A 13,726-nucleotide genomic window follows, 5' to 3' on the forward strand; every position below is an offset into this window, starting at 1 on the left:
GGCGGTCGATGGCGGCACGCACGGCGCGTGCGCCGGCCGCACGCCTAGTAGTTGAACAGGATCGTGATGTTGTGGTCCGCATAGCTGCCCGGCACCGCGTTCTGGCCGCCGCGGATCAGCCCGTATACGGTCGCGCTGAACGCGCCGGCGCCCGTGATCTTGCCCCACGAAATCGCCGACGTGCCGCTCGTGCCGTCGCCCCAGATCGACGTGTGCGCACTGTCGAGATACAGGTTGTAGCCGAGCGTGCGCGTGTCGCCGGTGCGTGTCATCAGCCGGTTCGCGAAGGTGCCCCCGCCCGCGCTCGCCGTGACCGTCGGCGTCGCGTTGCCGCTGCCGCTGCAGTTGACCGAGATCGTGACGGCGGACGTGGCCGCGTTGATCGTGTCGTACGTGCCGAACACCATCGACGACGGTGCATTCATCGTGCAGGTCGTCGCCGCGCGCACGGAAGGCGCGACCAGCGCGGCCGCACCGGCCGACAGCGCCGCGAACGCCGCGGCTGCCGTGCGCACGCGTGCGAGTCGCGCCGGCCGTTCGGCATGCTTTCGATGTCTCATGGTGTGACTCCCTTGCAAAGATGGGTGCCGAGGTCGGGCAGCGGATCGTCGCCGGCGGGAAAGCGCACGGTCGCGTCGCACTGCCGGTCGCGCCACGCGGCATGCAGATGGTTCTGTTCCGACAGTCCGGTGACGTAGACGACGCCGTCGCGGCCGACCGGAAACGCGTCCTTCTGCCCGGCGATCGTGACGATCGCGCCAGCCGGCAGGTGCGCGCCGTTCTCGAGATCGAGCGTCAGCATCGCGCCGCGCGAGCGCGTGATCGGGAACACGAGCGCCATGCCGCTGCGGAAGTAGGGCACTGCGTCGAGCTTCAGCGTGCCGATCGTCGCGTCGAACGGCAGGTCGGCCTGCTCGATCGAGATCGGGTTGTTTTCGTATGCGCGCAACCGCGGCAGCAGCGCGACGCCGCTCGCGTCGGTGTGCGCGACGAGCTGGTTGTCCGCGAGGATGCCGACGTTGGCGAAGCCCGGCACCTTGACGAGCGCGAAGCTGTCGGTGATCTGCCGCGACAGGCGCGCGGTGCCGTCGACGAACGCGACGCCGCCCGCGACGTTGGCGCGCACGCCGGCGCGGCCGCGATACGCGGCTGCCTCGACGCTGTAGGTGCCGGTGCGCGTCTGCAGCGTCGCGCTCGCATCCTGCGTGTCGTTGCCGGCCTGCAGCGAGTAGCCGAAGCCTTCGCCGACCGGCAGGCTGCGCTGCAGTTGCGCGAGCATTTCGGTGCCGCCCTGCTGGTGCGTCATCGTGACCGATGCGCTGGTGCGGTTGTCGACCGGGATCGTCCACGCGACGCCGACGATCGTCGCGCCCGCGCCGCTCAGCGGCTTGCTGACGCTGACGTTGGCGAAGCCGAAGCGCCCCAGCTGCACGCTGTAGCTGAGCGACAGCAACTGGGTCTTGTAGCCGTCCCGGTCGTCGAGAAACACGTGCGCGAGCCCGAGCGAGCCGAAGCGGCCCATCCCGACGCCGACGTTGACGCTCGTCAGCAGCTTCGGCGCGAGCCTGCCCGGCTCGAGCCCGATCTGCGCGAAATGCGGCGTCGCCCATTGCGCATGCGCGCCGATGTCGACGACGCCGGCCTGGCTTTGCGCGCCGATCGTCGCGAGCGCACCGGCGCCGCCGGTACTATGGCTCGCCGCCGCCGACGCGTCGACGACGCCGAGCGGTCCGGCCAGCACGACGCCGCCGACGCCGAGGTTCTGCCGCGACGCTTCGGCTTCCGCGTGGATCTCGCCGGTGAACCGGTCGGTCAGGCCGATCCGGTGCGTCGCGCTGGCGAACCAGTGCCCGTAGTCGTTGCTCGCCAGCCCGAAATCGCGCCGTTCCTTGCCGATCTCGTACGAGAAATCCTGCATGCCTTGCTTCAGCAGATTCGCGCTCGCGTAGAACGACTGCGTGATCACCTGCTCGCGGCCCATCACGTCGCGCACGACGACGCGCACGTCGCCCTGGCCGGTCACCACCGGCACGTTGTTGATCGCGAACGGACCGGGGGCGACTTCGCGCGTCGACGTCAGCGCGTTGTTCACATAGACGTCGACCGTCGAAGGCAGCACGGCCTGTCCGCTCACGCCCTGCAGCGGGATCGTGACGAGCCCCGGCTGCGTCGCGAAATTGGTCGCGTACTGGATGCCGCCGAAGCGGATCGCGCGGCCCCACATGCCCGCGCGGCTGATCGCGTCGCCGATGCGCAGGCTCGCGAGGTGGCCGGGCAGGTCGGTCGTCCACGTGGTTTCGAGGCGGGTCAGACGGCGCGTCGGGCCCGATTCGTCCGCGAGGAACGTGCCGACGCCGACGCCGAAGCGGTTGAAGAAGCCGAGTTCGAACAGCCCGGACCCGTGCGTCTGGCCAGCGGCCTGTTCGGCGAGCAGGTCGTAGTTGAAGAAGCCGCCGATGCCCGGCTCGACCGCCGGCACGCGGCGCCGCTCGGCTTCATCGAACGTCGCGCCGACGAACGCTTGCGCCGGGGCGCTGATCGCCATCGTCAGGTTCTGTTCGTCGACGGTGTACGTGAGCCCCGCGATCGCCTTCAGCGGGTAGTACGGCGTGTCGCTGCCGGCGAGCGGCGCGACGTCCGGCTGCCTGAGCCGCCAGCGCTTCAGGTCGTCGGCGGACACGTAGAAGCCGTCGGCCGCCTTGATCAGCAGCGCGGTTTCGTCGAGGCCCTGGCGGTTGATGTCGATCTGGTACAGCAGCTCGGCCGGGCCGCCCGCCGCGCCGCGCGACGCCTGCGCGGCGGCGGCCGCGGCCGCCGGTGCCGCGACGAGACGCTCTTCCGCGAGTGTGGTCTGCGCGCTCATGAGAATCGCGATCAGCAGCGCCGCGTCAGCGCGCGCTCGGCGCGACCGTCGAATCGATGTCGCCCGCATCGGAGTAGCCGATCAGGTGCATGCCGGCGGCAACGGCCGGCGCGGCGCCGGCGCCGGGCTTGAACATCAGTTCGCGCGACTGGCCGGGCAATACGTACGCGAATTCCGCGTGCGTGGCGACGGGGCGATCGCTGCCCGGCGCGAAGAGGGCGAGGTTCGCCACCTGCGCATGCGCGGTGCCGTCGTTGGTCACGCGCAAGGCGACCATGCCCGCGCCGCCCGGCCGCGGTTCCGCGCTCCAGCGCAGCCGCGGGGCGGTGTCGGCGGCCGGCTTCACGAAGATCGGCAGGCTCATTTCCAGCGCGATCTGCACGCCGGTGAAGCCGGGCTTCGGCGCGGGCGGAATCTCCTGCAGATAGAGCCGGTAGCTGGTCTCGCGGTCCGCGGCGGGCGGATGCCGCAGGCCGACGCGCACGACCTGCGCACTGCCGGGCGCGATCGTGAACATCGGCGGCGCGGCGATCAGGTCGCCGGTCGACGCATAGACGTCGTCGCCCGCGTTCTGCGACCACGCAACGGTGCGCAGCTGGACGATCACGGGCTGGTCGGGCGACTCGTTGCGCACCGTGAGCGCGACGCTGCGCTGCGCGGCCGACAGCTCGACGCGCACGGGCGACACGGTGAAGTCGGTGGCCTGGGTGTCGGCGCAGGCGGCGGCGAGCGTCGCGGCCGCGAGCCAGGTCGCGAGTTTGCACACGTTCGGTTTCATCACGGATCCACCTCCTGGGATGCGCTGCGGGATGCTCGACGGCGGCCGGTCGGGAGGGCGCGCGCATGGCTGCCGCGCGCCCTCCGTGCGGCACTAAAACGTCACGGTGACCGTCACCGTGTCCGCATAGCTGCCCGGCACTGCATTGGGCTGGTCGGGCACCTTGCCGTACACGGTCTTGGTGATCGCCTGCGCCATCGCCATCCCCTGGCCGGTGCCGTTGACGGTATCGGTCGGCGGCGTGTTGCCCCACACGACCGTGCGGTTCGAATCCTGGTACAGCGAGTAGTTGAGCTGGTTCGAGCCGCTCGTCATGATGCGATTGGCGACCGTGGCGCCGGCCGTCGTGCCCGCATTCAGGCCGATGTTGAAGTTCGTGCCGTTCGTGCAGCGCACGGTGATCGCGGACTGCGCCGATTGATCGCCGGTGCCCGGCGTATAGGCGGGGAAGGTCAGCGCGCCGGCCGAGTCGATCAGGCAGGTTGCGTTGACGGTGGCGGACACGCCGAAGGTCGTGCTCGTCTGTGCGGCCGATGCCGGGACGGCCGCGCAGGCGAGCGATGCGGCAAGCGCCGCCAAGGTGAGTACGGACTGCTTCATGATGCGTTTCTCCCTTCAAAGCTGGAATGTGCGGCCGGTGCGACGAGCCGTTCGGGACGGCGTCTCGATCGTCCGGATGCGCGAGGGTCTTCTGGATGCGTCGGAGTCGGGTCGCTTGCTGGGCGGGCACCTCCTTTGTGTCGTGATGCGGAGTCGGAACGGCGTCCGGGGGCCCTGGCCGCCGCGATGCGCGGCGCGGCGGCGCGTACGGCCTTCGCGGTAGCGGCACGCCGCGTGCGGGCGCGTCGGCATGCGGCGGGGCGCCGGCGGCACTGCCGGGCGAATGGCACGAACGCACGAACGGGCGCGGCGCGGATGCGCGCGGCGAGGGACTCCCGGGATTCGCCTATCGGATCGGCGTGTCGTGACTTCGGGGGACGGGGTGGGCCGTGCGCGCGCATCGGACGGCGACGGCGCGAGGCCGTGCCGCCGGCATCGATGAATGCGCGACGGGCGCAGTGAGACAGGACAGCAGCCGTGTGACGGCCGATATGAGATTCGACATGATTTCCCCGACCCGCTTGATGATTGTTTGTCGCCTGCATCGAGCCGCTCGCTCGTGCAGCGTCGTTGTCTGCACCGCTGCATCAGCAAGCAACGGGCCAGCGCGCGGAGGTCCGTGCAAACAGGGGCTCGGCGGTCGTCGCGCGGCCGCGGGGCGACGGTGCGCATGCCGAAATGTTTCAGTCGTGCAACGCGATGCGGCGCGACGCGGCGACGCCGGCCGGCCGCTCGCCCGGCTGGCGCGCGGTGGCGGGATGACGCCGGATTCGCGGCGTGTGCGTGACGGCGATTCCGCAGTGGAATCGCACGCGCCGCATGGCGATCGGTTTCATTCGTGCAACATGCGCGCGGCCGTTTCGATCAGATGCCGGCGGCGCCGCGCGTCACGCGATCACGTTCGACTGCGCGGCGAGCCACGCGCAGAATTGCGCGACGAGCGGATCGTCGGCCCGTGCGCCCGGCGCGATCCACCAGTAGCTGCGCGTCGCGATGCGCGGCCCGTCGAGCGGCATCACCAGACGGCCGCTCGCGAGCTCGTCGTCGATCAGCGGCAGCGGGCCGAGCGCGACGCCGAGCCCGTCGACGGCGGCCTGCAGCGCCAGATAGAAGTGGTCGAACGACTGCCGCTTGCGTCCCTTCATCGTCACGCCGGCGGCCGCGAACCAGTCGCGCCAGCCTTCGGGCCGCGTATCCGAGTGCAGCAGCACGTGGCGCGCGAGATCGTCCGCGCGCGCAATGGGCGCGCGCTTGAGCAGCGCGGGGCTGCACACCGGAATCACGCTTTCGTCGAGGAAGTGGCCGCTCGTGCAGTTCGGCCAATGGCCGGGGCCGCGGCGGATCGCGACGTCGAAGCCGTCGAGCGTCTCGAGCGGCGCATTCGACGTCGACAGCTTCAGCTCGACGTTCGGCACGTCGCGCTGGAACCGCGACAGCCGCGGCAGCAGCCATTTCATCGCGAAGGTCGGCAGCGCGTTGATGCGCAGCACGCGCGCGGCACCGGTGTGGCGCAACTGCTCGGTGGCGAGCGCGATGCTGTCGAACGCGGCGCGCACGGTGTCGAGATAGCGGCGGCCTTCGTCGGTGAGCTTCACGCGCTTGCCGTAACGGTGGAACACCGGCTTGCCGAGCCATGCCTCGAACCCGGCGATCTGCCGGCTGATGGCACCGTGAGTCACATGCAGCTCGTCGCCGGCGGCGCTGAAGCTTTCGTGTCGTGCCGCTGCTTCAAAGGCCCGAAGCGCGGAAAAGGGCGGGAGGTCACGTGCCATGCTTGTGATTCTAGATCACAAGGGAGCGCCGATAAAATCGTTTTGCAGCGAGCCGGAACGGCAGTAACCTCGGCGCATCGTCTGTTGAGGATCCCCATGCAATCCGTCTCTCCGCCGTCCGCCGTGTCCCCTCGCCGGATCGGCCTCGCCGAGCTGTTCACCGGTTTCCTGTCGCTCGGCCTGATGTCGTTCGGCGGCGCGCTGCCGTTCGCGCGGCGCACGATCGTCGAGCAGCGCAAATGGCTCACCGCCGACGAATTCACCGATCTGCTCGGGTTGTGCCAGTTCCTGCCGGGCGGCAACGTGATCAATCTGTCGGTGGCGGTCGGCATGCGCTTTCGCGGCGTCGCGGGCGCGTTCGCCGGCATTCTCGGGCTGATCGCGGGCCCGACGCTCGTCGTGGTCGCGCTCGGCGTGCTGTATGCGAAGACGCAGGGCGATCCGCGCGTGCAGCACCTGTTCGGCGGGCTCGCCGCCGCGGCCGCGGGCCTGCTCGTCGCGATGGCCGTGAAGGTCGCGAAGCCGCTGCTGCGCGCGCCGCGCACGGCGGCCGCGCTCGCCGCGCTCGCGTTCGTCGCGATCGCGGTGCTGCGCATTCCGCTGCTGACGACGATGCTCGTGCTCACGCCCGTCAGCATCTGGCTCGCGTCGCGGTACCGCGACACGCCTGCGCAGCAGCGCACCGCCGCGCGCGACGGAGGCCGCTGATGAACGACACGCTGATCGCAATCGCGACGATCTTCAGTCAGCTGTCGCTGCTCGCATTCGGCGGCGGCAATACGATCCTGCCGGAGATGCAGCGGCAGGTCGTCGACGTGCATCACTGGATGAGCGCGCACGAATTCACCGCGCTGTTCGCGCTCGCGCAGGCGGCACCGGGGCCGAACATGATGATCGTGTCGCTGGTCGGCTGGCATGTGGCCGGCTGGTCGGGGCTGCTCGTCGCGTCGATCGCGAAGTTCGGGCCGTCGTCGGTCGTCACCGTGCTCGCGCTGCACGCGTGGGAACGCTTTCGCGACCGGCCGTGGCGCCGCTACGTGCAGCAGGGGCTGATGCCGATCACGGCCGGACTCGTCGCGGCCAGCGCGGTGCTGATCTCGGAAGCGTCGAACCGCACCGCGATCCAGTGGGGCATCACCGCCGCGTGCGCGGTGCTCGCATCGCGCACGCGCATCCATCCGTTGTGGCTGCTCGCGGGCGGCGCGCTGATCGGGCTCTCCGGCATCGGCCAGTGAGCGGCGGACGGGGGCGGCGGCCGGCGCGGTGCCGGCGCGGGCGCCGATCGAACGCGTGATCGCTATGGCGACGCGGGCCGGTCGCCGTTCACGAGGCCGAGCAGACGGCCGCGCTCAGCGCCGACGTCGTCGGTCGCCGCCGGCCAGTCCACCACGTAACCCGCTTCGAGCGCGTCGCGCATGATCGCGTCGTAATCGGCCTTGCCGAGCCGGCCGCTGCCATGCAGCGCATCGGCGACTTCGCGCTTGAGCTTCGGCGTGAACGACGGATAGGCCGCCACCAGCGCCGCATACTGGCGCGCGTCGATTTCGCCCGATTCGCGGTGGAACGCCCAGACGGCGACCAGCACGATCGCGATGAACGGGATCACGGTGTAGCGCAGGAAGAACTTCGCGGGTGTCATGGGATTCGGCGGCGTGTCGAAAGGGCGCGGGTCGTCGCGAAGCGGCGCGGGCGAACCGGCCGGTGCGGTGGCCGCGGAAGCGGACCGCCGAAGTCGGCCGGTATACTCGGGCGACTTCGGCGCCGCCATTTGCGACGATGTTCGATGTCGGCGCCGTGCGACCGGATGGTCGCCCGACGCCGAGCATTATATTGGCGCGACGCGGGCGTCGAAGCCGAAGCGCAGAAGCGCAGAAGCGCAGAAGCGCAGAAGCGCAGAAGCGCAGAAGCGCAGAAGCGGCGGCGTCCGGCGCTGCCTGAACCGATGAATCTGGCGCTGCCCGCCGCGTGCGGCCGGGCGGCGCGCCACACGGGAGGATCGATGGATCTCGACGGCGCCAGCCGCAATCTCACTGTCGCCGCGTTGCTCACGCTGTCGGGTGGCTATCTCGACGCATACACGTACGTCGGCCACGGCCACGTGTTCGCGAACACGATGACCGGCAACGTCGCGCTGCTCGGCATCAACGTGTCGGCCGGCGACTGGGCGGCCGCGCTGCATCACGTGCCGCCGCTCGGCGGCTTCGTGGTCGCGGTGTTCGTCGCGCATCTGCTCGGGCTCGCCGCGCAGCGCGGCTGGATGCGCCACACGGCGTTCGCGAGCCTGATCGTCGAGATCGCGTTTCTCGGCGTCGCCGCGAGCGGGCTCGTCGGCGCGTCGAGCGCATGGCTGATTCCCGGCATCTCGTTCGTCGCGACGCTGCAGACACTGTCGTTCACCCATCTCGAGGAACTTTCGTACACATCGGTGATGACGACCGGCAACCTGCGCCGCGCCGCGCAGAAGCTGTTCGTCGGGCTGATTCCGCGCTATGACGCGGGCGCGCTGCACGACTCGGCGCTGCTCGCGACGATCAGCTTCTGCTTTCTGGCCGGCGCCGTAATCGGCGGCTTCGTGACGCGGCTCGCGCCCGGCGTCGCGCTGTGGGGCGCGGTGCTGCTGCTCGCCGGTGCATTCGCGGAAATCGTGCGGCGGGCGCGGCGGCGAGCGGCCGATGGCGGCGGCAGCGCGGGCTGCAACGGCAGCGACGGCAGCGACGGCAGCGACGGCAGCCACCCCGACGACGGGACGCCGCGCCCGGCAGCCTGACGCGCGGCCCGCCGGTTTTCCGCGCGACGATCTTCATCGCCTCGCCCGATCCCGACAGCACCGTCCCGCCTCCCACACCCGGCTCCGACCGCGCCAGCGGCACCGCCCACAGGAAACCGTTGTTCCCGGACGACAATCACGCGTCGCCGGGAATTTCAATTTCTTTCACGCAGCGCACTCATCTTATGATTCAGCCCACATCGCGCGCGCCATGAGCGCGTCCGATCGCCACCCGGCCGCGCACGCGGCCGGCCATGAATGGAGACACCTAAAAAAGGAAAGCTCATGAAGCAGACCACCCGACTCGCAGCCATCGCAGGGGGCGCGGTGCTGGCCTTCGCCAGCCAGTACGCAGCCGCACAAAGCTCGGTCACGCTCTGGGGCGTCGCCGACGCCAGCATCCGTTACCTGACCAACGCCAACGCGAAGAACGACGGCCTGCTGTCGATGTCCAACGGCGCGATCACGAACAGCCGCTTCGGCATCTACGGCACGGAAGACCTCGGCGGCGGCCTGAAGGCCGTGTTCAACCTCGAAAGCGGCGTGAACCTGCAGAACGGCGCGTTCGCCGACAGCGGCCGCCTGTTCAACCGCGCAGCGTACGTCGGTCTGCAGAGCCCGTACGGCACGGTCACGCTCGGCCGCCAGAAGACGCCGCTGTTCGACCTGCTGGCGGACACCTACGATCCGCTGACGGTCGGCAACTACCTCGAAAACGCGTGGCTGCCGGTCGCGCTGGGTGGCGGCCTGTATGCGGACAACCAGATCAAGTACACGGGCAAGTTCGCGGGCCTGACCGCGAAGGCGATGTACTCGACGGGCACGAACTACGAATCGACCGGCGCGGGCGGCTTCTCGGGCCAGATCCCGGGCTCGCTCGGCAAGGGCAATGCGTGGGGCGTGTCGCTGTCGTACGTAATGGGGCCGCTCAGCATCGCGGCCGGCGCGCAGCAGAACAGCGACAACTCCGCACGCAAGCAGACGATCTACCACGCGAACGTCGTGTACGCGTTCAGCAAGGCGAAGGTCTATGCGGGCTACCTGCGCTCGAAGGACGACACCGGTTTCGTCGACAGCCTGCTCGCGCAGCAGTCGATTCCAGTCGCGAAGGGCACGGGCCGGATCGACGACGGTCCGTTCGCGGGCGTGAGCTGGCAGGTCAGCACGCCGCTGACGCTGACGGGCGCGTTCTACTACGACCACATGCGCAACGCGATGACCACGAACGGCACGCTCGCGAGCGGCAACCGCTACGCGATCGTCGGCATCGCCGAATACGCACTGAGCAAGCGCACGGAAATCTACGGCACCGTCGACTTCAACAAGACGAACGGCGCCGCGAACGTCGAACTGCCGGGCCGCAGCAATCAGACCGGCATCGCGATCGGCCTGCGCAATATCTTCTGACGAATGTCGGAACGCATGCGCCGGCTCCGCTCGGCGCGCATCGAAGAGGCTCCCGCGGGAGCCTCTTTTTTTTTTGTCACGCGCCGTTCATGCGCGCATGATCGTTCCGCGATCGCTGCCTCGGGACCGTCCGCGACGTAAGCGTTCCGTCGGCATTCCACAACATACTTTGACAGTGCGCGCGAAGCGTTTCGGCTACGCTGCATGTACGGTCCGCCGCGTGCGGCCGGCGTGGTGCGTAACTTGTGTATCCGGTGATGACAAACACGGTCCGCCGGTTTTTTTCGTGGGACGATGCGCTCACGATTTTCCTGAAAAGGGGATGACGATGGGTATCCTGAACACCGTGGGTGAAATTGCCGGCGCCGTGGCCGCGGTCGAGGCAGCGGAGAAGCTCGATCCGGATGCGGGCCTGCTGACGAAGGCCGCCGCGGCGATCGCGGGCTTCAAGGGCGCGGAGGCGATCGAAGGCATGCTCGAGAAGAAGGACGAGCAGCCGCAGCAGGCGGACGACACGCAGGCGACGGACGGCAGCGACACGTCGCAGGCCTGAGCATGGCGGCTGGTCCGGACGCGGGCGCGCCGTTCGCGCGCCCGGGCGGACCGGTGCCGCGCGGCCGGCAGGCCGGGCATGTGGTCGATCGGTGACGCATGGCACACCCGGCAGTCGGTTTGACCGGCGAGAGGCGACGTCTCTCGCCGTTTTTTATCGCGCACGCATCGCGCGGCGCGATCTTCCGCACGAATTCCGGAATCTTGTTATCGTGCCGTCATCCGAACTGCGATGAGGCTTGCGATGGATTTCGACTACGATCTGTTCGTCATCGGCGCCGGCTCCGGCGGCGTGAGGCTCGCCCGGATGTCGGCGTCATACGGCGCGCGCGTCGGCATAGCGGAAGAGGAGCAGATCGGCGGCACCTGCGTGCTGCGCGGCTGCATCCCGAAGAAGCTGCTCGTCTATGCATCGCACTATCCGCACGAAATAGAGGACGCGAAAGGCTTCGGCTGGACCTTCGGCGCCGGCTCGCTCGACTGGCCCACGCTGATCGCCGCGAAGGACCGCGAGATCAACCGGCTCAGCGACATCTACATCAACCTGCTGCGGCAATCCGGCGTCGACATGCACGCCGGGCGCGCGACGCTCGTCGACGCGCACACGGTTGCGATCGGCGAGCGCACGGTGCGCGCGCGCCACATCGCGATCGCGACCGGCTCGCGCCCGGTGCTGCCGCCGCGGCCCGGCATCGAGCATGCGATCACGTCGCGCGAGGCGCTGTCGCTCGCGCAACTGCCCGCGCGCATCGCGGTGGTCGGCGGCGGCTATATCGCGGTCGAGTTCGCCGGCATCTTCAACGGTTTCGGCAGCCGCGTCGATCTGTTCTATCGCGGCGACAGGATCCTGCGCGGCTTCGACGACGACGTGCGGCAGTTCCTGACCGACGAGATGACGAAGCAGGGTGTCGCGATCCACGCGCACGCGGTGGTCGAATCGATCGCGCGTGCGGATGACGGCACGCTCAGCGTGCGCGTCGGCGATGCGACGCACGGCCCGTACGACGCGGTGCTCTATGCGACGGGCCGCGTGCCGAACGTCGACGGGATCGGCCTCGAACGCGCGGGCGTGTTGCTCGACGCGCGCGGCGCGATCGCGGTCGATGCGTATTCGGCGACGTCGGTGCCGTCGATTCATGCGATCGGCGACGTGACGTCGCGGCCGCAGCTCACGCCCGTCGCGACGCGCGACGGCGCGCTGCTCGCGCGGACGCTGTTCGGCGGCTCGCGCGTCGCGACCGATCACGCGTACGTGCCGTCGGCCGTGTTCAGCCAGCCCGAGGTCGCGACGGTCGGGCTCACCGAGGCGGACGCGCGCCGCCTGCACGACGCAATCGACATCTACCGCACGTCGTTCAAGGCGCTGCGTCACACGCTGTCGGGCCGCGACGAACGCACGCTGATGAAGCTCGTCGTCGAGCGCGACAGCCAGCGCGTGATCGGCGCGCACATGGTCGGCCGCGACGCGGGCGAGATCATCCAGGGCATCGCGATCGCGATCCGCTCGGGCGCGACGAAGGCGCAGTTCGACGACACGATCGGCATTCACCCCACCGCGGCCGAGGAGTTCGTGACGATGCGGCAGAAGGTCGGCGACTAGCGGCGGCACGCGGTGCCGCCACGCGGATAGCGAACGGCTGCGCGTCGGCGCGGCCGTTTTCGTCGATGCGGCGCGGCTCAATGCACGCCGAACGCATCGAGCAGCCGGTACCAGCTCATCGCGAGCACGAGCGCGGGCGTGCGCAGTGCCGCGCCGCCGGGGAAGTCGCGATGCCGGATCCGGCCGAACAGGTCGAAGCGGCTCGCCTGGCCGTCGATCGCCTCGGCGATCAGTTTGCCCGCGAGCGCGGTCGTGTTCACGCCGTGCCCCGAGAAGCCCTGCGCGAAATACATCGTGGGCGCGACGCGCCCGAAGTGCGGCGCGCGATTCATCGTGATGTCGACGAAGCCGCCCCATGCGTAATCGACCTTCACGTCGGCGAGCTGCGGGAACGTCTTCAGCATGTCCGCGCGCATCGCCGCCGCGAGATCGCGCGGCGGCCGCGTCGAATAGCTGACCTTGCCGCCCCACACGAGCCGCGTATCGGGCGCCGGCCGGAAATAGTCGAGCACGAAGCGGCTGTCGCACACGGCCGCGCGCGCGGGCATCAGTGCGGCGGCGCGCGCTTCGCCGAGCGGCTCCGTCGCGATCACGTACGTGCCGACCGGCATGATCTTCTTCGACAACGCGGGCGACAGCGTGCCGACATACGTGTTGCAGGCGAGCACGACGAAGCGCGCGCGCACGTGCCCTTGCTCGGTCTCGACGACGTGGCCGCCCGCGACGTCGCGCACGCGCGTCACGCAGCTGTCCTCGTGAATCCGCACGCCCGCGCCGGTCGCCGCGCGCGCAAGCCCCAGCGTGTAGTTCAGCGGATGCAGGTGGCCGCTGTCGGGGTCGTACAGCCCGCCGCGATAGCGCGCCGACTGCACGTAGTCGCCGAGTTCGTCCGCTTCGACGAAATGGAAACGGTCGTAGCCGAAGCGCTTCGCGGCTTCGTCGCGCCAGCGCTTCAGGGAATCCGCGTCACGCTCGGTGTTCGCGGCGGTCAGATAGCCGGGCACGAGCGCACAGTCGATGCCGTGCCGCGCGATGCGCGACTTCACGAGCGACAGCGTTTCGAGCCCCATGTCCCAGATCCGCTTCACGTCGCCTTCCGGCATGAACTGCGCGAACGTGTCGATGTCACACGCGAAGCCGCCGATCAGCTGCCCGCCGTTGCGCCCGCTCGCCGCCCATCCGACCCGCGACGCCTCGAGCACGATCACCGAATGGCCGCGCTCGGCGAGGTTGAGCGCGGCCGACAAGCCGGTGAGGCCCGCGCCGATCACGCACACGTCGGCGTCGGCCGCGCCGGCGAGCGGCGCATGGCGGGTCGTATCGTTGACGGTCGCCGCGTAGTACGACGCGACGTGCGGCTGGTTGGCGAATGTCTGCATGGTCGGAT

At 69.7% G+C, this 13,726-nt stretch carries 14 protein-coding genes; 6 read left to right on the forward strand and 8 right to left on the reverse strand.

Features of this window, described 5'->3' with window-relative positions; genetic code table 11:
• Positions 1-44: 44 nt before the first annotated feature.
• The 6 genes from BSE24067_RS26920 to BSE24067_RS26945 all read right to left on the reverse strand — a co-directional run bounded on the left by BSE24067_RS26920 (position 45) and on the right by BSE24067_RS26945 (position 6,013).
• Positions 45-560 (reverse strand): Csu type fimbrial protein, encoded by a 516-nt coding sequence (locus BSE24067_RS26920; RefSeq protein ID WP_151067466.1) that lies wholly within the window; start codon positions 558-560, stop codon positions 45-47.
• Entirely contained in the window at positions 557-2,863 is a 2,307-nt protein-coding gene (locus tag BSE24067_RS26925) for a fimbria/pilus outer membrane usher protein (protein WP_244130475.1), read from the reverse strand. The genes BSE24067_RS26920 and BSE24067_RS26925 overlap by 4 nt, the downstream gene beginning before the upstream one ends.
• A 25-nt stretch (positions 2,864-2,888) precedes the next feature.
• The gene (locus BSE24067_RS26930) at positions 2,889-3,641 is read right to left on the reverse strand and encodes a fimbrial biogenesis chaperone (RefSeq protein WP_151067476.1); all 753 of its coding nucleotides are present in this window, start codon (positions 3,639-3,641) and stop codon (positions 2,889-2,891) included.
• Positions 3,642-3,734: 93 nt separating this feature from the next.
• Positions 3,735-4,241, reverse strand: coding sequence for a Csu type fimbrial protein (locus tag BSE24067_RS26935; RefSeq protein ID WP_151067464.1), 507 nt, complete (start codon positions 4,239-4,241; stop codon positions 3,735-3,737).
• A 683-nt stretch (positions 4,242-4,924) separates the two neighbouring features.
• A complete protein-coding gene (locus BSE24067_RS26940) occupies positions 4,925-5,077 on the reverse strand; it encodes a hypothetical protein (protein ID WP_170297546.1) in 153 nt (50 codons plus the stop codon).
• Between the two features lie 51 nt (positions 5,078-5,128).
• The gene (locus BSE24067_RS26945) at positions 5,129-6,013 is read right to left on the reverse strand and encodes a transcriptional regulator GcvA (protein ID WP_151067462.1); all 885 of its coding nucleotides are present in this window, start codon (positions 6,011-6,013) and stop codon (positions 5,129-5,131) included.
• A 96-nt stretch (positions 6,014-6,109) separates the two neighbouring features.
• Between BSE24067_RS26945 and BSE24067_RS26950 the strand changes: the two genes are divergently transcribed.
• Together BSE24067_RS26950 and BSE24067_RS26955 are read left to right on the forward strand one after the other, a co-directional pair.
• Positions 6,110-6,721: a chromate transporter gene (locus BSE24067_RS26950; RefSeq protein WP_151067460.1), complete on the forward strand. Its 612-nt coding sequence runs from the start codon at positions 6,110-6,112 to the stop codon at positions 6,719-6,721.
• On the forward strand, positions 6,721-7,248 hold the full coding sequence (locus tag BSE24067_RS26955) for a chromate transporter (protein ID WP_151067458.1): 528 nt from the start codon (positions 6,721-6,723) through the stop codon (positions 7,246-7,248). The genes BSE24067_RS26950 and BSE24067_RS26955 overlap by 1 nt, the downstream gene beginning before the upstream one ends.
• A gap of 62 nt (positions 7,249-7,310) precedes the next feature.
• On the opposite strand, the gene BSE24067_RS26960 is transcribed toward BSE24067_RS26955, so the two are convergent.
• The gene (locus tag BSE24067_RS26960) at positions 7,311-7,652 is read right to left on the reverse strand and encodes a hypothetical protein (RefSeq protein ID WP_151067456.1); all 342 of its coding nucleotides are present in this window, start codon (positions 7,650-7,652) and stop codon (positions 7,311-7,313) included.
• Between the two features lie 360 nt (positions 7,653-8,012).
• Here BSE24067_RS26960 and BSE24067_RS26965 point away from each other — a divergent pair, with 360 nt between their 5' ends.
• From BSE24067_RS26965 to gor, 4 genes are all read left to right on the forward strand, one after another.
• Positions 8,013-8,780: a YoaK family protein gene (locus tag BSE24067_RS26965; RefSeq protein ID WP_151067474.1), complete on the forward strand. Its 768-nt coding sequence runs from the start codon at positions 8,013-8,015 to the stop codon at positions 8,778-8,780.
• A 285-nt stretch (positions 8,781-9,065) separates the two neighbouring features.
• Positions 9,066-10,187 (forward strand): porin, encoded by a 1,122-nt coding sequence (locus BSE24067_RS26970; RefSeq protein WP_151067454.1) that lies wholly within the window; start codon positions 9,066-9,068, stop codon positions 10,185-10,187.
• Between the two features lie 328 nt (positions 10,188-10,515).
• Entirely contained in the window at positions 10,516-10,740 is a 225-nt protein-coding gene (locus BSE24067_RS26975) for a hypothetical protein (protein WP_151067472.1), read from the forward strand.
• 243 nt (positions 10,741-10,983) lie between these two features.
• Positions 10,984-12,339, forward strand: a complete 1,356-nt coding sequence (gene gor, locus BSE24067_RS26980; RefSeq protein ID WP_151067452.1) for a glutathione-disulfide reductase — start codon at positions 10,984-10,986, stop codon at positions 12,337-12,339.
• Between the two features lie 77 nt (positions 12,340-12,416).
• On the opposite strand, the gene BSE24067_RS26985 is transcribed toward gor, so the two are convergent.
• Entirely contained in the window at positions 12,417-13,718 is a 1,302-nt protein-coding gene (locus BSE24067_RS26985) for an NAD(P)/FAD-dependent oxidoreductase (RefSeq protein ID WP_151067450.1), read from the reverse strand.
• Positions 13,719-13,726 lie beyond the last annotated feature (8 nt).

Source organism: Burkholderia latens, from assembly GCF_902499045.1.
Taxonomy (GTDB): Bacteria; Pseudomonadota; Gammaproteobacteria; order Burkholderiales; family Burkholderiaceae; genus Burkholderia; species Burkholderia latens.